Annotated in this window: 18 protein-coding genes and 5 tRNA genes; 6 read left to right on the top strand and 17 right to left on the bottom strand. The window is 59.0% G+C overall.

Annotated features, from left to right (window positions below; genetic code table 11):
• Nucleotides 1-155: 155 nt before the first annotated feature.
• From RIN49_RS28375 to zwf, 3 genes are all read right to left on the bottom strand, one after another.
• Entirely contained in the window at nucleotides 156-575 is a 420-nt protein-coding gene (locus RIN49_RS28375) for a LytTR family transcriptional regulator DNA-binding domain-containing protein (RefSeq protein WP_309123460.1), read from the bottom strand.
• A gap of 175 nt (nucleotides 576-750) precedes the next feature.
• The gene (locus tag RIN49_RS28370; RefSeq protein WP_309123459.1) at nucleotides 751-2,325 is read right to left on the bottom strand and encodes a peptide chain release factor 3; all 1,575 of its coding nucleotides are present in this window, start codon (nucleotides 2,323-2,325) and stop codon (nucleotides 751-753) included.
• Between the two features lie 21 nt (nucleotides 2,326-2,346).
• Complete coding sequence (zwf, locus tag RIN49_RS28365) at nucleotides 2,347-3,894, bottom strand: glucose-6-phosphate dehydrogenase (protein ID WP_309123458.1); 1,548 nt, start codon at nucleotides 3,892-3,894, stop codon at nucleotides 2,347-2,349.
• A gap of 195 nt (nucleotides 3,895-4,089) precedes the next feature.
• On the opposite strand from zwf, the gene RIN49_RS28360 reads away from it, so the two are divergent.
• Nucleotides 4,090-4,470 carry a hypothetical protein gene (locus RIN49_RS28360; protein WP_309123457.1) on the top strand — a complete coding sequence of 127 codons (381 nt, stop codon included), beginning with the start codon at nucleotides 4,090-4,092 and terminating at the stop codon, nucleotides 4,468-4,470.
• 19 nt (nucleotides 4,471-4,489) lie between these two features.
• On the opposite strand, the gene RIN49_RS28355 is transcribed toward RIN49_RS28360, so the two are convergent.
• The 8 genes from RIN49_RS28355 to RIN49_RS28320 all read right to left on the bottom strand — a co-directional run bounded on the left by RIN49_RS28355 (nucleotide 4,490) and on the right by RIN49_RS28320 (nucleotide 9,716).
• Complete coding sequence (locus RIN49_RS28355; protein WP_309123456.1) at nucleotides 4,490-4,939, bottom strand: GNAT family N-acetyltransferase; 450 nt, start codon at nucleotides 4,937-4,939, stop codon at nucleotides 4,490-4,492.
• Nucleotides 4,940-5,032: 93 nt separating this feature from the next.
• Nucleotides 5,033-5,677, bottom strand: a complete 645-nt coding sequence (locus RIN49_RS28350; protein WP_309123461.1) for a response regulator transcription factor — start codon at nucleotides 5,675-5,677, stop codon at nucleotides 5,033-5,035.
• Nucleotides 5,667-6,728 carry a HAMP domain-containing sensor histidine kinase gene (locus RIN49_RS28345; RefSeq protein WP_309123455.1) on the bottom strand — a complete coding sequence of 354 codons (1,062 nt, stop codon included), beginning with the start codon at nucleotides 6,726-6,728 and terminating at the stop codon, nucleotides 5,667-5,669. The genes RIN49_RS28350 and RIN49_RS28345 overlap by 11 nt, the downstream gene beginning before the upstream one ends.
• A gap of 16 nt (nucleotides 6,729-6,744) precedes the next feature.
• Entirely contained in the window at nucleotides 6,745-7,437 is a 693-nt protein-coding gene (gene liaF, locus RIN49_RS28340) for a cell wall-active antibiotics response protein LiaF (protein WP_309123454.1), read from the bottom strand.
• A 105-nt stretch (nucleotides 7,438-7,542) separates the two neighbouring features.
• The gene (locus RIN49_RS28335; protein WP_309123453.1) at nucleotides 7,543-8,211 is read right to left on the bottom strand and encodes a PspA/IM30 family protein; all 669 of its coding nucleotides are present in this window, start codon (nucleotides 8,209-8,211) and stop codon (nucleotides 7,543-7,545) included.
• 1 nt (nucleotide 8,212) lies between these two features.
• On the bottom strand, nucleotides 8,213-8,725 hold the full coding sequence (locus tag RIN49_RS28330) for a PspC domain-containing protein (protein ID WP_309123452.1): 513 nt from the start codon (nucleotides 8,723-8,725) through the stop codon (nucleotides 8,213-8,215).
• Nucleotides 8,722-9,396: a PspA/IM30 family protein gene (locus RIN49_RS28325; RefSeq protein WP_309123451.1), complete on the bottom strand. Its 675-nt coding sequence runs from the start codon at nucleotides 9,394-9,396 to the stop codon at nucleotides 8,722-8,724. Before RIN49_RS28325 ends, RIN49_RS28330 begins: the two co-directional genes overlap by 4 nt.
• A 29-nt stretch (nucleotides 9,397-9,425) precedes the next feature.
• Nucleotides 9,426-9,716 (bottom strand): LiaF transmembrane domain-containing protein, encoded by a 291-nt coding sequence (locus tag RIN49_RS28320; RefSeq protein WP_309123450.1) that lies wholly within the window; start codon nucleotides 9,714-9,716, stop codon nucleotides 9,426-9,428.
• A gap of 426 nt (nucleotides 9,717-10,142) precedes the next feature.
• Between RIN49_RS28320 and RIN49_RS28315 the strand changes: the two genes are divergently transcribed.
• The 5 genes from RIN49_RS28315 to RIN49_RS28295 all read left to right on the top strand — a co-directional run bounded on the left by RIN49_RS28315 (nucleotide 10,143) and on the right by RIN49_RS28295 (nucleotide 14,373).
• Nucleotides 10,143-11,381, top strand: coding sequence for a C40 family peptidase (locus RIN49_RS28315; RefSeq protein ID WP_309123449.1), 1,239 nt, complete (start codon nucleotides 10,143-10,145; stop codon nucleotides 11,379-11,381).
• 215 nt (nucleotides 11,382-11,596) lie between these two features.
• Nucleotides 11,597-11,686, top strand: a complete 90-nt coding sequence (locus RIN49_RS28310) for a sporulation protein YjcZ (RefSeq protein ID WP_138192438.1) — start codon at nucleotides 11,597-11,599, stop codon at nucleotides 11,684-11,686.
• Nucleotides 11,687-11,730: 44 nt separating this feature from the next.
• Nucleotides 11,731-11,829 (top strand): YjcZ family sporulation protein, encoded by a 99-nt coding sequence (locus RIN49_RS28305; RefSeq protein ID WP_238392327.1) that lies wholly within the window; start codon nucleotides 11,731-11,733, stop codon nucleotides 11,827-11,829.
• 135 nt (nucleotides 11,830-11,964) lie between these two features.
• A complete protein-coding gene (locus RIN49_RS28300) occupies nucleotides 11,965-13,332 on the top strand; it encodes a cytochrome ubiquinol oxidase subunit I (RefSeq protein ID WP_309123448.1) in 1,368 nt (455 codons plus the stop codon).
• A complete protein-coding gene (locus RIN49_RS28295) occupies nucleotides 13,333-14,373 on the top strand; it encodes a cytochrome d ubiquinol oxidase subunit II (RefSeq protein WP_309123447.1) in 1,041 nt (346 codons plus the stop codon).
• A 7-nt stretch (nucleotides 14,374-14,380) separates the two neighbouring features.
• On the opposite strand, the gene RIN49_RS28290 is transcribed toward RIN49_RS28295, so the two are convergent.
• From RIN49_RS28290 to RIN49_RS28265, 6 genes are all read right to left on the bottom strand, one after another.
• Nucleotides 14,381-15,589 carry an ROK family protein gene (locus RIN49_RS28290; protein ID WP_309123446.1) on the bottom strand — a complete coding sequence of 403 codons (1,209 nt, stop codon included), beginning with the start codon at nucleotides 15,587-15,589 and terminating at the stop codon, nucleotides 14,381-14,383.
• 101 nt (nucleotides 15,590-15,690) lie between these two features.
• Nucleotides 15,691-15,769, bottom strand: a tRNA-Leu gene (locus RIN49_RS28285).
• A 17-nt stretch (nucleotides 15,770-15,786) separates the two neighbouring features.
• Nucleotides 15,787-15,865: transfer RNA gene (locus tag RIN49_RS28280), tRNA-Leu, on the bottom strand.
• A gap of 18 nt (nucleotides 15,866-15,883) precedes the next feature.
• Nucleotides 15,884-15,960 (bottom strand) — tRNA-Arg (locus RIN49_RS28275).
• 14 nt (nucleotides 15,961-15,974) lie between these two features.
• Nucleotides 15,975-16,063: transfer RNA gene (locus tag RIN49_RS28270), tRNA-Leu, on the bottom strand.
• Nucleotides 16,064-16,074: 11 nt separating this feature from the next.
• Nucleotides 16,075-16,148: transfer RNA gene (locus tag RIN49_RS28265), tRNA-Cys, on the bottom strand.
• Between the last annotated feature and the right edge of the window lie 2 nt (nucleotides 16,149-16,150).

The following is a 16,150-nucleotide window of genomic DNA, read 5'->3' as shown; positions in this document are numbered from 1 at the left end:
CAAGATCCGAGAGCATCTTCCGCACTGATTCCATCCGCAAGCCCTTACCCTTGCCCGTTCCCGCCGCCGCTTCGGACGTCCCGTCTCGAGCGGTCGGCGCCGCGAACGTCCCCGCGCAAAAAAAAAGAGCACCGGCTCCCCGGTGCATCCCATCGTTAAAACTCCATTATGCGCTGCTTAAGCTCGTTCAGCTTAATCCGCTTCAAAACCTCGCGAATATGCGCCGCGGCCGAATGCAGCATCTCTCGGCGAATCAGCTTCTGCTTAATCAAGGCGACCGTAGCGTACTTGCTGTTGCTCGTCACGGGGTCTTGGAAATAAACCTTGCCTTGGGTTTCGTCGAACGAAGCGACTCGGTTCAAGTTCACGAGATTCGTCTTGTCCAACATGTCGAATCCTTGAGCCGCCAAATGTTCTTCCAGCTCGGACAGCGTCGAGATGTGGCGGTACTTCGCTTGTTCGACGTGGTATACGATCTTGCGCCCTTCGATCTCCATGTAGTCCACGTCGAGCAGGCTGATGCAGGCTAGTTCCGTCGAACCGTCGGCGCACAGCTTAAGCACTGTCATCATCATCAATCATCACTCTTTTCATTGGAAGCTTGTCAAAAGTCCTATGACTGAAGTATACCATAAAGTTCCATAGTATGGAAATAGCAACTTCAGGAAAAGTACTCCTATTTTCAAGCGTCTTTCATAGAAAAGAGTAGGAATCCACTCCTATTTCAGTAGGATTGGTGGGGCCAAACCGTTACGGCGCCGTCTCCAGGAATTGCAGCTTCTCGTTCCGCTCGATGGCGGTCCGCATCGCGTATTCGCTCTCGAACAGGGCGACGTAGTTGTCATTTTTGTCATGACAGAGAAGCGAGTTGACCCGGAACTTGGTAGGATCGACATGCTCCCCTACGACCCACCGGGCGAATTGGAACGGCTGCCGCTGCAGGGCCACGTCAACTCCGTATTCATGCTTCATCCGGTATTCGAACACCTCGAACTGCAGCTGTCCGACGACGCCTAGTATCGTATCCTCGAAGCCGATCGTCCGGAATACCTGAATGGTGCCTTCCTCCGTCAACTGATCGATGCCCTTCTGATACTGCTTATGCTTGAGCGCATTCTTCACGATGACCTTCGAGAAAATTTCGGGCGAGAACACCGGCAGCTCGTTGAACGCGATGTCGCTCTTCTCGGCGAGCGTGTCGCCGATTCGGAAGATGCCCGGGTCGAACAGACCGATGATGTCCCCCGGATACGCGTCCTCGACGATATCCCGGTCTTGCGCGAGGAACTGTTGCGGCTGAGACAGCTTGATCTCCTTGCCGACGCGTACGTGCTTCACGGACATGCCGCGTTCGAACTTCCCGGAGACGATGCGCAGGAACGCGATGCGGTCCCGGTGCGCCGGGTTCATGTTCGCTTGAATCTTAAAGACGTATCCGGAAAACTTCGGCTCCTCCGGCGTCACGACGCCCGTCTCGCTCTTGCGAGGCGTCGGAGGCGGCGCGAGCTTCAAGAAGTTGTCGAGGAACGTCTGCACTCCGAAGTTGTTGACCGCGCTGCCGAAGAACACCGGCGTCAGCTCCCCGCGGGATACCTTCTCCATGTCGAAGGCGTCGCCCGCGACTTCGAGCAGCTCGAGTTCCTCGCGGAGCTGCTTGTATAGATGCTCGCCCGCCACCTTCTCTACGAGCGGATCGTCGTAGCCTTCCACGTCCTCGACGGAGATCGTCGAATGATCGTCGCCGTTGAACAGCTCGATCCGGGACTGCCGGCGGTCATAGACGCCCTTGAGCCCGCGGCCTTGGCCGATCGGCCAGTTCATCGGGTAAGAGCGGATGCCGAGCACTTCCTCGAGCTCCTCCATCAGGTCGAACGGGTCCCGTCCTTCGCGGTCGAGCTTATTAATGAAGGTGAAGATCGGAATGCCGCGCATGCGGCAAACCTGGAACAGCTTCTTCGTTTGCGCCTCGACGCCCTTCGCGGAGTCGATCAGCATGACCGCGCTGTCGGCCGCCGTCAGCGTCCGGTACGTGTCTTCGCTGAAGTCTTGGTGACCCGGCGTATCGAGGATATTGATCCGCTTGCCCGAATAATCGAATTGCATGACGCTGGACGTAACCGAGATGCCCCGTTGCTTCTCGATTTCCATCCAGTCGGACGTCGCGAACTTGGCCGCCTTCCGTCCCTTCACCGTGCCGGCGAGTCGAATGGCGCCGCCGAACAAGAGCAGCTTCTCGGTTAACGTCGTCTTCCCCGCGTCCGGGTGGGAGATGATGGCGAACGTGCGCCGCTTCTCCACTTCTTTATTGATTTGTTCCGTAGTCATAGTTGCGATGATCCTTCCTGGTCAAGTCGACGCCGAGATATCGCTGCTGAGGCGAATGGCCTGGTCGTCGTCGCGCTGCCCGTTCACCGGCCACCATCGGTGGCCTTCTCGCTCCAGCAGCGCCGCGGCCGCCTCCGGTCCCCACGAGCCCGCCGGATACGTCTGCAAGTCTTCGTTCGATTCGCGCCATGCCGCCGCGATACGGTCGACGAACCGCCAAGCGGCCGCCACCTCGTCCCAGCGGGTGAAATACGTCGAGTCTCCGCGCACCGCGTCGTGGATGAGCCGCTCGTACGCTTCGGGCGTATTGATGCCGACGCCGTTCGATTGGCAGAAATCCATCGCTACCGGAACGATCCGCTCCTCCGAACCGGGCGCCTTCGCGTTGAACTTAATGTAGACGCCTTCCATCGGATTGACCCGGAAGACGAGCAGGTTCGTCTGCAGCTGATGCTTGCTCGCCAGATAGACGTTCTCCGGCACGTTCTTGAACTCGACGACGACTTCGGTCGCCTTGGCCGGCAACCTCTTCCCCGTACGCACGTAGAACGGCACGCCCGCCCAACGGAAGTTATCAACGAAAATCTTCGCCGCGAAATACGTCTCCGTCGAAGAATTCGCCGGTACCTTGTCCTCTTCCAGGTAGCCGCGCAGCGCCTTCCCCTTCGACTCCCCGGCGACGTATTGACCGCGCACGACGTTCCGGCGGACGTCTTCGGCGTCCTTATACAGGCGCATGCTCTTCAGCACCTTCACCTTCTCGTCCCGCACCGCTTCGGGATGCAGCACGCTCGGCGGCTCCATCGCCATCATCGTCACCATCTGCAGCATATGGTTTTGCCCCATATCCCGCAGCGCTCCCGCCGTGTCGTAGTACCCGCCGCGCTCTTCGACCCCGACCGTCTCGCTGAGCGTAATCTGGATGTTCGAGATGTAGCGGTTATTCCACAGCGGCTCGAAGAACGCGTTCGTGAAGCGAATCACTTCGATGTTCTGGACCATCTCTTTGCCGAGGTAATGGTCGATCCGGTAGATGTCTTCTTCCGGGAACACGCGACGAAGCTCTTCGTTCAGCTTCTCGGCCGACTCCAAGTCGTAGCCGAAAGGCTTCTCGATGACAAGGCGGTGCCATCCGGCCGAATCCAACAGCCCGCCGCTCTTCAGGTTCAGCGACACGTCGCCGAACAGCTCGGGCGCGAGCGCCAGGTAGAACAGCCGATTGCCCCCGACCGCGAACGTCTCGTCCAATTGTCCGGCGAGAGCGTTCAGACGGCGGAAGCCGTCCAGGTCGTGAATGTCCAGCGACATGTAACGGAAGTGGGAAGCGAACGCGTCCCAATCGTCGTCTTCTCCCGGTTGATGACGGGCGAATTCGCGGATCGATTCAAGGACGTCTTCTTGGAATTGCTCGTCGGTTCTCGGGCGGCGGGCGACGCCGACGACGGCGAACCGGTCGCTCAGCTTTCCTTCCCTATATAAACTATAGAACGCCGGGAACAGCTTGCGCCGGGCCAAGTCGCCGGTCGCTCCGAACAGGACGATTACGGCTCCATCCGGTGATAAGTTCATGCGGCCTCATTCTTTCTTATGTAAATTTTGGCCGTGGGAACACGGCAATATTCCCAGTTTATCAAACACCGCGGGAAAATGCTACGAAACTCGTCCGCCCCGGAAAAATGGGCGCCGTCGGTGCATCTCGATGCGGGCGCGAACCGGAACGGGCGAATACAGTATGGTATATGCCCCTTGGGAGGTGAATCCGGCATGCATGTAGAATATCCGGTTCGCGAAGAACATGTACGCATCTTTCTGAATCGCCCGGTCGGCGTCGTACTAATGGACGGCACGCGTCACTACGGCATCTTGACCGGCTGCGAGAAGGGCTGTCTCCATTTGAACGGCGGGCCGGCCGAGGCGAAGGCGAAGGCGAAGCGCCGGAAGCTGGCCAACAAAGCGACCGTTCAGGCCAAGGTCGGCAAGGGCAAGAGCAAGCGCGCGTCCTCGAACGCCGCGCTCCCGCCGTCCCCGTTCACGCCTGCGGTTCCGTACGGACCTTATAACCCGTATGGGCCGATCGTCCCGCCCGGACCCGGACTGGCGCTCGACCTCGCGACGATCGCGCTGTTGTTCGCGCTGCTGCCGTAACGCGCGAAGAAGCGGTCGGTTACCCGATCCGCTTCTCCATTACATAACTCTGAATGCCCGATTCGTACCATACCGGAGCCATGCCGTGCTTCCGATAGAAGCGGATGCCTCGCGCGTTGTCGTCGTTGACGTACAACCGCATCACCCGGCAGCCCCGGTCGACGCCGTGCTTCTCCGCGCGCCGGAGCAGCTCTCCGCCGGCTCCGCTCCCTTGGAAGGCGCGGTCCATCGCCAGCATGTCGACGAACAGCTCGTCGCCGCGAACGACCGCCGTAAGGAACCCGGCGGCGGGGGCGTACGGCTTCCCGTCGGGCACCCAGACGAACGTCGTGCCTCGGTCCACCCGCCTGAGAATCTCCCGTTTCGACCAGCGCGGACGCAGATGCGGAGGATTCAAAGGAATCAGTTCTTGCCGGATCAGACGCAAAATGGGGTTGTCGTCCGACGCCGGCCTTCTGCCGCGAATCATAAGCCACCGTCCTTCCGACGAACACCGTATTGCTAACTACGGTATTCGCGGAAGGCGCGGTCGGATTGGACATCTGTCTCCCCCGGCGCCGAATCAGTCCGCCAGTCCGTTTTTATGCGCGTAGATCGCCGCCTGCGTGCGGTCCTCCACGCCTAACTTCCCTAGGATGTTCGTCACATGGAACTTAACGGTCTTAATGCCGATGTACAGCTCGTCCGCAAGCTCTTGATTGGAGCGGCCCTTGGCGATCAGCTTCAGCACTTCCATCTCCCGCTCGGTCAAGTCGTGATGCGGCAGCGCTTCGGCCTTCGGTTGGCGGAACCGGTTCATCATCTTCGACGCGACCTGCGACTCCAGCACCGGTTGCCCGTTCGCCGCGGCGCGGATCGCGGCGGCGATCTCCGTCGCCCGCGACGTCTTCAGCAAGTAGCTGAACGCCCCGGCTTCGATGACCGGGTACAGCTTCTCGTCGTCGAGGTAGCTCGTCAGCACGATCACCTTGCATTCCGGAAACTTCTCCATCATCCGGCGCGTCGTCTCGATGCCGTCCATCTCTTCCATGACGAGATCCATCAAGACGACGTCCGGGCGGTATTGCTCCGCTAAGCGGAGCCCTTCCTTGCCGCTCGACGCTTCCCCGACCACTTCGATGCCGTCCTCGGTGCCGAGCACGGCCGCAAGGCCGATGCGCACCATCTCATGGTCGTCCACCAGCAATACTTTCACGTTACTCGTCATCATCGTTCGCTCCTTCTTCCTCGTCGACCGGTACCGGCACGCGAATTTCGATCCTCGTCCCTTTGCCCGGCGCGGTAACGATATTCATGAACCCGCCGATTTCGTTAACGCGCTCGGCCATGGACATGAGTCCGTAGGACGCCTGCTTCTTCTTGTCCAATTCGAAGCCGATCCCGTTGTCTCGGATGCTGAGCCGCACCCCGTCGACCCGGCGCAGCAGCTTCATCTCGAGCCGCTCGGCGCGGGAATGGCGCAGCGTATTGGATATAGCCTCCTGCGCGATGCGGAACAGTTGATCCTCCACGCCCTTGGCCAGGCGGATGTCCTCGTCCATCTCCCACTGAATGGCCACCGGCATCTTCGTCGACAGCTCCTGCAGCAGCTCGCGCAGTGCGACGGCGAATGGCTTGCCTTCGAGATGGACCGGCCGCAGGTGAAGCAGCAGCGCGCGCATCTCCGACTGCGCCACGGACGACATCTCTTCGATGAGCGCCACCTGCCGCTTAGCCTTCTCCAGATCCTTCTCGAGCGTGCGGCCGAGCGCCGTCGCCGTCATCGAGATGGCGAACAGCTGCTGGGAGACGGCGTCATGCAGGTCTCTGGCGAGGCGCTGGCGCTCTTCCACGACGGCGGACAGCCGCGCCTTCTCGGCCAGCTCCGCGTTGTTCGTCGACAAGCGCTGGAGCGACGTCACCTGCTCCTCCCACTTGCCGCTGATCGCGCCCAGCCGCTCCGCCAACCTGCCGATCTCGTCCTCGCCGAGATGAGGCATCGGCCGCGACAGATGCCCTTTCTCCAAATAAAGCATCGCCTCTTCCAGCGTTTCGATTCTGCGCTTCAACCGAATGCTCTGCCAATACCCGTACGCGGCGCCGACCGCGGAGACGAACAGAATCGTGATCCCCGTAAACCGGAGGCCGCTCTGCCAGTCGGTCGGACGCAGCAAGGCGAAGCTCTGGACCGACAACGTCACGACTAGAAATAAAGCAAGGCCGAGCATAATCCCCTCGGCCATCGTTCTCCACATCAAACTCGTCAATTTCGGAATCATGCCCGGCTCCTCCCGTTCACAGCACTTTCACGTCGACGTCGGCCACCGCATACGAAATATGCAGCTGCACCCGGTGCTCCGCGACGTCGAAGTTCGGCGAACGCCAGACGAGCCGGTTCATGATACCCGCGCCGCGTTCGCCCGCCACGTGAATTTCGCCGATGGCGACCTGCGCGTCTACGGTAAGTCCGACGTCCTCCGGGACGACGATGTCGATGTCTCCGATGACGCCTTGCAGCTGCAGATCGACGACCGGCTCTTCGAAGATCGCGTTCGTCATATCGATCTGGATTTCCGCGATGGCGACCGACAGCTGCGCCGATCGAACCGTCCACGGTTCCCCGCGCCCCCAGCGGATGTTGGCGACGATATGCTGCTTGACGAAAGACGTATCGAACGAGTTCGGCGCCGCGCCCGGCGCTTCTCCGGATTTCCGCTTGGATTGACGGAAGAACCAAACCCCTAAGAGGATCGCGACGATGACTAAGAAGCCCAGATGATTGGCGAGCAGGACGAGCGCCGCGACGCCGAGCAGAAGATAACCGGATAAGTCCTTCCGTTCTTCGTCCGAGGCGGCTCGAACGATCGCGAAGCCGAAGAGGCCGAGCACCAACGCCCCGGCAGTGACGAAATCGAACAGATGGCCGATGACGAGATACAATCCCGCGCCGATAAACAAGAAGGCTGTATTGCGTTTGCCGTGTTCCATTGGTGCCGCCTCCTTTCCCCTTCGGGAGCCGTGCCGATGCCGTCCGCGAACGAGCCATAGGGGGGTCCGGGGTGATCCGGACGCCCCTATGGCTCGCGTTCGTCGTTATTGACCGGCGCTTTCGGACAATTTCTTCTTCAAGTCTTCGAGCTGCGCGTCCACGCGCTCGTTCTTCGCGGGATCCGCCGTTACCGCCGTTCCGTACGGGAACCGAGACACTTCCGCTTCCGCTTCCATCTGCAGAATCTTCTCTTCCATTCGGTGGAAGCCGCGAGCCGCGCCGCCGTTCTCGATCACGTTGGCGGACGAAACCGTTGCCGTCTGCTTCTTGATGCGGGCGAGATGCGCGCGCTGCACGAGCTCGTTGCGCTTGTTGCGCATCTTATAGAACTCTTCTTTCATCTGGTGAAGCTGCGACGTCAATTCCGCGGCATGCGTCTTCGTCTGTTCGTACAACGCTTCCGTTTCTTCGACCTTCGCGGCGTACTTCAGGTTTTCCTCGAGGGCGGCGCGCGCCGTCTCTTCCCGTCCCGCGCGGAGCTCTTCCTCGGCCTTCGCCATCAACGCGTCGCCTGCGCGCTTCGCCTCGTCCAGGCGCTGCTTCAGCTTGCGTTCGCTTGCGATTTGCTTCGCTACCGTCACTTCGGCCTTCGCGATCTCTTCTTCCATATCGCGCAAGTATTGATTTAACATTACTACCGGGTCCTCTACTTTGTCCAGTACATCGTGAATCGAGGCTACCGTCATGTCTTTAATCCGTTGAAATACTCCCATCCTAATCGTCTCCTTTAGTTTCGTTTTCTAATTTGGCGAGCTTCGCTTTCAGTTGTTCGATTTCCTTGGCCATGGCCTTCTTCTCGATATCTTCCATCAGGTCGTCGATGCTGGGCGCCTTCGCCGGTTCGTTCGGCGGATAGTACCCTTGCGACGTCGTCCCGTAATGGGGCGGTTGATGCGGCGGAGGCGGCGGAGGCGGCGGCGTTCCCCAAGGCTGCTGCTTCGGCGCGTCGTCCCAGTTCGAGGCGCCGTACGAGCCGCTTCCCCCGAAGTGGGAGCCGTACCCGCCGAGATGCGAGCCATGTCCTCCGAAGTGAGGTCCGTACGTCGGATCCTTCGGCATGACCATCGCCGCGATAATGTAGATCGGGATGGGCGCGCCGCCGGAGAAGACTGCGGTAATCACGAGAACGATCCGGATGATCGTGGCGTCGATGCCCGTCGCTTCGGCGAGTCCGCCGCAGACGCCGAAGAGCTTCTTGTCTCGGCTGGATCGGTACACGCGTCTCATGATTTGCCGTCTCCTCCTTCCAGCTTCCGCTTCAGCTGCGCGAGCGCCTGCTCGATCTTGTCTTCGCCGAACGCGATCGCCTGCGCCGTACGATCCGCGAAGCCGCCGCGCACATCCATCAGGGAACGCGCTTCGAGCTCCATGTCCGTGATGCGGTCCTCGAGGCGATGGAACCAATTGCCGCCTTGCGAGGCGTAGCGGTGCGTCCGTTCGTGCATCCGCTGCTGCAGCCGGAGCGTCTCGATCCGAGCTAAGTAATACTGACGCTTGTGGTACACTTCCTGATACTCCCGCTTAAGCTCTGCGAGGCGGCTCTCCAGCTCGTCCGCGGAGCGCCGGCTTTGCTCGTACAGATCGCGATAGCCGTCGCGCTTCTCTTCCTCCAACGCCTTCTCCGCGAGCGCCGCCCGAGCGACGCCGTCTTCGCCGGCTTTCACCGCGAGTACCGCTTGTTCTTCCCGTCTCCGGGCCAGCGAGTCGGATTGTAAGTACTGCGCTCGCACGCTTGCCGTATGGGCCGCGCATTGTCGATGCAGCGCCTCGGTTTCTTTGATCGCGTCCGCCATCTCCCTGAGGAACGCGTCGATGACGCGAAGCGGGTCTTGCGCGTGTTCCAATCGATCGTTCAAGGTGGCGACCGTCAAGTCGCGAACTCTTCTAGTGATGCTCATCTCTCGTCCTCCTCTTTCGGTGCTTGCGATTATTCGTATATTTTCCGGCGCTTTAACATCGTCCATCCGAACCAAATGAGCGCGATCGGGGCAAGGAACGCTATAATGCCCCACAGCTTGCCGGCCAAGGCGAGCAAGCCGATCGTCAGCACGATCCAACCGATCGTCTGGCGTCCGTGCCGGATGCCGTAGTAGCCGAGGCCGAGCATCGCGAGCGGGATCAGCCAGCCGAATACGTCGAATCCGATCCGATTCAGCAAGATCAAAGCGCCGACGGCGATCAGCGCGACCGCTAGCCCCGTATTCCGATTCCATTTCATCTTCCGTTTCATCTCCGTTCCGTGAAGGCGATTTGTTTTTGTTTCATGTCTTTATTCTAGGGAAAATGCCGTTTCGTCAAAACGGACCGCTGACGGTAATTCGAACTGGACCCGAGGCGGGGTCGATGACCGACCTGCGAAAATGATCGAATCGTCCCGATGCGGGGGACTATGAGGGACGTCGAGAGCGCGACGGCTCCGATTCCGCGCCGTTCGGCCCTCCGCATCCCCGACTAGCGTCCCAAACGGCCGCGAAGCCGATCGGACCGACTTCCTACTCGCACGCTTGGGAGGAATGCGGACCTCGCGGCCGCGCGCCGTTTGGGAACATTTACAACTAAATCGCGCAGGCCGGTCTATGCTATGATTTCACCATACATAGAAGCTTGTACTACTACTTTTACATACGCTGGAGGAATTCGACACATGAACCGCAAATGGATCGCATCGACGCTGGCCGGCGCCCTGCTCCTCGGCTCCGCTCCTTTCCTGTCCCCGTCCGCCGCTTACGCCGCGCAAGTCGGAGAAATCGAAAGTTCCGTCTCCTTCCGCGTCGGACCGAATACGGACGACCGCCGCATCCGTTATTTGAAGGAAGGCGAAACCGTCGCCATCCTGGAGAAGGTGAACGCGTATTGGTATAAGGTGAAAGATCAGAACGGCACGATCGGATATACGAGTACGAACGCGAAGTACATAAGCGTCACGGAGACGAAGGAAGCGCCGCCTCAGCAACAGCGAAATACGGGTACGATCGTAGCGTCGGTCTCGATGCGCGAAGGCCCGTCCACCTCGGACGACCGCATCCGGTACGCGCAGAAGGGCGAGGTCGTTACGATTATAAGCAAACCGAACAGCTACTGGTACGAAATTAAGGACAAGTACGGCAACGTCGGCTATATCAGCACGAGCTCGAAATACATATCAACCGAATACGAAGCCCCAGCTCCCGTAAATCCCGTACCGGCTCCCCCGTCCGCTCCCCCCGCGCCTGCGGACGACACGGGCGTCATCGTATCCAGCGTCTCGCTTCGCGAAGGACCGGGCACCTCGTACGACCGCATCCGTTATGCGGCCAAAGGCGAAACCGTCACGATTCTCGCCAAGCCGAGCAACAGCTGGTATAAAGTGAGAGATAAATTCGGCAACGTCGGATTCGTCAGCACCAGCTCCCAGTACATTAACGCGAACTACAAGCCGCCGGTCATCGCTCCGGGCGACGTTCCCGCCGCCGTGCAAGACATTATCCAAGCGGGAAAACGATACTTGGGCACGCCTTACGAATACGGCTCCGATCGGTATACGACCGACACGTTCGATTGTTCGGATTTCGTTCGCACCGCCTTCCTCGAAGGCGCCGGCATTACGTTGCCGAGCGACTCCCGCGGGCAAGGCGACTATGTCAAAGCGCTCGGAAGGACGAGCACCGATTGGCGGGATCTGAAGCCGGGCGACATCCTGTTCTTCATGAGCTACGAAGGCTCCTCCAAATCGGATTACGACGGCGTGGACCGATCGGAAGAACGCATTACGCATGACGCGATCTACCTCGGCAACGGGCAAATCTTACATACATATTCTAAGGATTCCGGCGGCGTACGCATCGACTCGATCGGCGACAACCACTGGGAGTACCGATTGTTATTCGGCGGCAGCGCCCTCTAAGCGCTCCTATATGAACATAAAGAAACCGTCAAGCGGAATACGCGCTTGACGGTTTCTTCGTTTACGGGGAAGGACTTTCGCTCATTTTTGGGCGGAGACGGGAGGCGCCACCGTGATAATCGTCCATACGCTCATGCCATGCGCCTCATATGTTGTAGTAACTTCTCGGATCGATTCGCCGAAGCGACGGTTCGAAATAAGGAGGAGGGGATTCCATGACGGCAGTAACCGGCTACACGACGACGGGCGTGATCCTCGTGCTCTTCATCCTTCTGGTGATCGTCTCTCGCGTATGGGTGCTTTAATCTAAAACGACGACAGCTACACGCTTAGGAAGGAGGCAGATGCAATGACGGCAGTTGGCTACGGTTGGACGTCCACGGGCGCGATTCTCGTGCTCTTCATCCTTCTCGTCATCATCTCCCGCGCTGGCTACTTCGGCGTGTAAGGACGGGATAACGTTGCAAGCCGTCGGGGCCTTCGGGCTTCGGCGGCTTTTCCGGTTCGTGCAAGTCACGGAATAAATCGAGCCTCCGGGAAGCAAGCTGAGGTGAAGGATTATTCCAAGCGAGGGAGAGTTTTCATGGATTCGGTTACGACGGCGCGCGCGTTATTCGGCTCGTCCATGGCATTCCACATCATCTTCGCGACGCTCGGCGTCGGCATTCCGGCGATGATCGTCATTGCGGAAGTGTTGTATCAATGGAAGAAAGATCGCGACTATGCGCTTCTTGCACGTCGTTGGACCAAGGGCTTCGCGATCGTGTTGGGCGTCGCGATCCCGTCGGGCACGACGGTCGGCGTCATGATATCGCTGCTTTGGCCCGGTTATATGGAGATCGTGCAGCAAGTCATCGCCTTGCCTTTCCAGGTAGAAATATTCGCCTTCTTCTTGGAATCGTTGTTTATGGCGATTTATGTGTATGCGGCCGATCGACTTACGCCCTTCCTACGCATCGTAAGCGTAACGTTGGTCGCGTTCGGCGCCAGCGCTTCGGCGGTGCTTATCACGGACGCGCATGCATGGATGAATACACCTCGAGGTTTTCGTATCGACGAGGCCGGCAACGTCGTGGACGTCGACATGTGGGCGGCGATATTCAATCCGTCCATCTTCATCACGGCTCAACACGTATTGGCATCGGCTTATATGACCGGCGCCTTCGCGATCGTCTCCGTGGCGGCCTACAAACTTCTCCGTCGCGGGAAGAGCGATCAAGAATACGCCTACCATCGCAAAGCGCTTACGATCGGTCTCTTGTTCGGCGGCGTCATGTCGCTTACGACCGCGGTCAATGGCCACGGAACGGCCCAATATCTGCATGAATATTTACCCGAGAAGCTTGCGGCGGCCGAAGGCTTGTTCGAGACGACCGCGCGCGCCCCGCTCGCGATCGGCGGGTACGTCGATCCCGTCACGGAGCGCGTCGTGCATGGAATCGAAATTCCATGGGCTCTGAGCTTCCTGGCGGGCAACTCCTTCGATACGGTCGTTCGAGGGTTGCACGACTTTCCTCGCGAAAATTGGCCGCCCCTATACATACATACGCTGTTTAATCTCATGGTTTTTATCGGAGGAGCCCTTATCGCGATGGCGCTCGGGGTGTTGTTTTGGAAGTACGTCTTGAAGCGCCCTTATCCGAGATGGCAGCTGGCGGTACTCCTTGCCGCATTCCCTTTATCCATGCTTGGAATCGAAACCGGTTGGGTATTCAGTTGTTCCGGGCGCCAACCTTGGGTGATTTACGGCGTCATGCGCACCGAGGAAGCGGCGCTGCACGCCGAAAGCATGGGATTCCTCTTGTTTCTGTTCCTCTCGATTTATGTCGTGCTTCTCGCGGCGACGATCGCGGTTATGCACATATACTTTCGACGCCACCCCGTGCAGAGGGAGTTGGACGCGGACGGGCGGTCCGCAGGCGGAACCGCCGCAGAAAGCGGGGCGAGATGAATGGCTGATGCCGAACTGGGCATTTTGATTTTATGGGTGTTTTTGTTCGTCTATTCCATCGCAGGTTCGATCGATTTCGGCGCGGGCTTCTGGTCGATGGTATTCGGCACTAAGAGAGATACGAAAGCGGCGGATATCGCCAACCGTTTCCTGTCGCCTTCGTGGAAAGTGACGAACGTCTTCCTCGTCTTATTCGTGGTCGCTTTCGTCGGATTTTTCCCTTTCGCGACCTCGACGCTCGGGGCGCTGCTTGTGCTCCCTGCGGGACTCGCTCTCGCGCTGCTCGTGCTGCGCAGCGCATTCTTGGTTTACGCTTACTCCACGCATCAGTACAGCGGCTTGCTTCCCGTCGTTTCCGGCGTTACGGGATTGCTTATCCCAGGCTTGCTCGTTTCGGCGTTGCCGCTAACGCTGGGCGGCTTCCTCGGGACGACGCCCGAAGGCGAGTCGAGTTTGCTGTTCGGCAAGCTGTTAACGAGCCCGACCCTATACGCGCACCTTGGGTTCGGATTGTCGACGGAGCTGTTCTTGTCCGCGCTGTTTCTGGCCGACTATTCCCGCGAAGGCGATGACGAACGTTCGTTCCGAGCGTATCGGAACGCCGCCATCGCGCTCGGTCCGACGACGCTCGCCATGGGTATCCTAACGAGCGTAACGTTCGTGCCCGAAGCGCAATGGATCGCCCGCGGGATCGCCGAGCAATGGGGTTGGTTCGTGTTGTCCGTCGCCTCGTTCGCGATCGGATATTCCGCTTTATGGTGGAAGGATCCGCGCGGTCGAATCGGCTTCGCTCGCATCGCGGTGCTCGCGATCGTGGCGCAGTACGCTTTCGCCAGCATCGGGTACGGACGCGCGCATATGCCGTATCTGGTTTACCCGATTCTGACGTTCGAAGAAGGCTTCACATCGCCTCAAATGTTTAACGCGCTGCTCGTAGGTTATGCGGTAGGCATTGGAGTGTTGGTGCCGATCTTCGTCTGGTTCTGGCGGCTGTTTCTGAAGGATAAGACGTACCTGCGCCAGGGAGGCGGCGAATCGTGATTTTCCGTTAATCCGTAAGTTGACCTGCCGCCATGACCGCCGCGCCTACCGCAAGCGCTTCTTCGCCGAGCTTCCCGCGGCTGAAGGTCACCTGATAAGCGGGGTAGTAATAGGTGTTGCGGATAGCGACCTGTGTCGCGGTTTCGAAATACATGTTTTGCGTATTGAACATCGGACCGCCTAAGATCACCTTCTCCGGATGAAGCATATTCAACATATTCGCGAGGCCGATGCCGAAATACGTCGCCGATTGCATGAACAACTCCTGCGTCAGCGGATCGCCGCCGTGAATCGCTTCGACCAAATGCTCGAATTTGAGCTGTTCGGGTCGATCGACAAGGGCCCGCAGGGCGCTCTCCCGCCCTTGCTTTAAGCGGGACACCGCCGCTTGTTCCAACGCGAAGATACTCGCGTACGACTCGAGACAGCCGTAGTTGCCGTCCGGCTCGCGGTGAGGTACGCCGTCGGTCTGAATGATCATCTGTCCTACGGCGCCCTCCATGTCGACCGCGCCATAGACCAGCTTCCCGTTCGAAAGCATCGCGGATCGGAGACCGATCCCCCCATGAATATACAGGACATGCTCGCCGCGTTCCTCCGGTGCGTCCGTCCAGTATTCCCCGAGCAGCGCGGCATTCGCTCCGTTATCCAGCGTACAGGGCACGCCCATTCGGCTAGAAATCATCCGACAGACGGGCACGTCGTTCCAACCCGTAGAAGGGAAATACAACGGATTCGTAATCACGCCCTTCTGTCGATCGAGCGGCCCTACGCCGCCGACGCCGACGCCGAACAGCCGCGCTTTCGGAATACCGTGAATGTCGAGCATATGTTCCATCGCTTCCGTCATATGCTGGATCAGCACTTCCGGCGTAGACGTCGCCGTCATCTTCCATACCCTGGAGTCAAGCTTGCGGAAGCTTAGATCGCAGAGCACCAATCTAGAATGAATCCGGGAAATATCCAGTCCGAAAACGTAGCCCTGTTCCGCCCGCAATCGATATAGAATCGGCCGTCGGCCGCCGGTCGATTCGCCGAAGCCGACCTCTTCGATCCAGCCGTCCGCCGTCATATCCTCCAAAAGCCGCGTCAGCGTGCTTCCCTTCATCTCGCTCTGTTCTTGAAGCAGCTGCTTCGAGACCGTCCCGTATTTGCGGACAAGCCCGTAGATCGTCTTCGCCTTCGCATTGCCGATTCGATCCTTAATGGCGATCATCCCGTTCGCCCTCCCTCTCGCTGCCTGAATGCAAAAAAACTCCGAAGGGAGAACTCCTTCAGAGTTGACTAAATCGTTGTCGTTATTTAGGAAAAAGATGATACCGGCGAGAGGACTCGAACCTCCACGGTTTCCCACTCGATTTTGAGTCGAGCGCGTCTGCCATTCCGCCACGCCGGCATATTTAGGGTTTATGATACCGATGAGAGGACTCGAACCTCCACGGTTTCCCACTCGATTTTGAGTCGAGCGCGTCTGCCATTCCGCCACATCGGCACATAAACAAGAAAAAAATGGCGTGCCCTAAGAGATTCGAACTCCTGACCTTTTGATTCGTAGTCAAACGCTCTATCCGGCTGAGCTAAGGGCACATATTTAAAACATGTGGTGCCGAGGACGAGACTTGAACTCGTACGGTAGTCACCTACCGCAGGATTTTAAGTCCTGTGCGTCTGCCGATTCCGCCACCCCGGCGAATGGAATGTTGGAGGCGCCACCCAGACTCGAACTGGGGGTAGAGCTTTTGCAGAGCTCTGCCTTACCACTTGGCTATGGCGCCGA

This window comes from Paenibacillus sp. (assembly GCF_031177825.1).
GTDB lineage: Bacteria > Bacillota > Bacilli > Paenibacillales > YIM-B00363 > Paenibacillus_AE.
This window is presented reverse-complemented; position numbering and strand designations above follow the sequence as displayed.

Coding starts and splice junctions, on each gene's coding strand:
- RIN49_RS28375 (WP_309123460.1), bottom strand. CDS start 575: ATGATGATGACAGTGCTTAAGCTGTGCGCCGACGGTTCGACGGAACTA.
- RIN49_RS28370 (WP_309123459.1), bottom strand. CDS start 2,325: ATGACTACGGAACAAATCAATAAAGAAGTGGAGAAGCGGCGCACGTTC.
- zwf (WP_309123458.1), bottom strand. CDS start 3,894: ATGAACTTATCACCGGATGGAGCCGTAATCGTCCTGTTCGGAGCGACC.
- RIN49_RS28360 (WP_309123457.1), top strand. CDS start 4,090: ATGCATGTAGAATATCCGGTTCGCGAAGAACATGTACGCATCTTTCTG.
- RIN49_RS28355 (WP_309123456.1), bottom strand. CDS start 4,939: ATGATTCGCGGCAGAAGGCCGGCGTCGGACGACAACCCCATTTTGCGT.
- RIN49_RS28350 (WP_309123461.1), bottom strand. CDS start 5,677: ATGACGAGTAACGTGAAAGTATTGCTGGTGGACGACCATGAGATGGTG.
- RIN49_RS28345 (WP_309123455.1), bottom strand. CDS start 6,728: ATGATTCCGAAATTGACGAGTTTGATGTGGAGAACGATGGCCGAGGGG.
- liaF (WP_309123454.1), bottom strand. CDS start 7,437: ATGGAACACGGCAAACGCAATACAGCCTTCTTGTTTATCGGCGCGGGA.
- RIN49_RS28335 (WP_309123453.1), bottom strand. CDS start 8,211: ATGGGAGTATTTCAACGGATTAAAGACATGACGGTAGCCTCGATTCAC.
- RIN49_RS28330 (WP_309123452.1), bottom strand. CDS start 8,725: ATGAGACGCGTGTACCGATCCAGCCGAGACAAGAAGCTCTTCGGCGTC.
- RIN49_RS28325 (WP_309123451.1), bottom strand. CDS start 9,396: ATGAGCATCACTAGAAGAGTTCGCGACTTGACGGTCGCCACCTTGAAC.
- RIN49_RS28320 (WP_309123450.1), bottom strand. CDS start 9,716: ATGAAATGGAATCGGAATACGGGGCTAGCGGTCGCGCTGATCGCCGTC.
- RIN49_RS28315 (WP_309123449.1), top strand. CDS start 10,143: ATGAACCGCAAATGGATCGCATCGACGCTGGCCGGCGCCCTGCTCCTC.
- RIN49_RS28310 (WP_138192438.1), top strand. CDS start 11,597: ATGACGGCAGTAACCGGCTACACGACGACGGGCGTGATCCTCGTGCTC.
- RIN49_RS28305 (WP_238392327.1), top strand. CDS start 11,731: ATGACGGCAGTTGGCTACGGTTGGACGTCCACGGGCGCGATTCTCGTG.
- RIN49_RS28300 (WP_309123448.1), top strand. CDS start 11,965: ATGGATTCGGTTACGACGGCGCGCGCGTTATTCGGCTCGTCCATGGCA.
- RIN49_RS28295 (WP_309123447.1), top strand. CDS start 13,333: ATGGCTGATGCCGAACTGGGCATTTTGATTTTATGGGTGTTTTTGTTC.
- RIN49_RS28290 (WP_309123446.1), bottom strand. CDS start 15,589: ATGATCGCCATTAAGGATCGAATCGGCAATGCGAAGGCGAAGACGATC.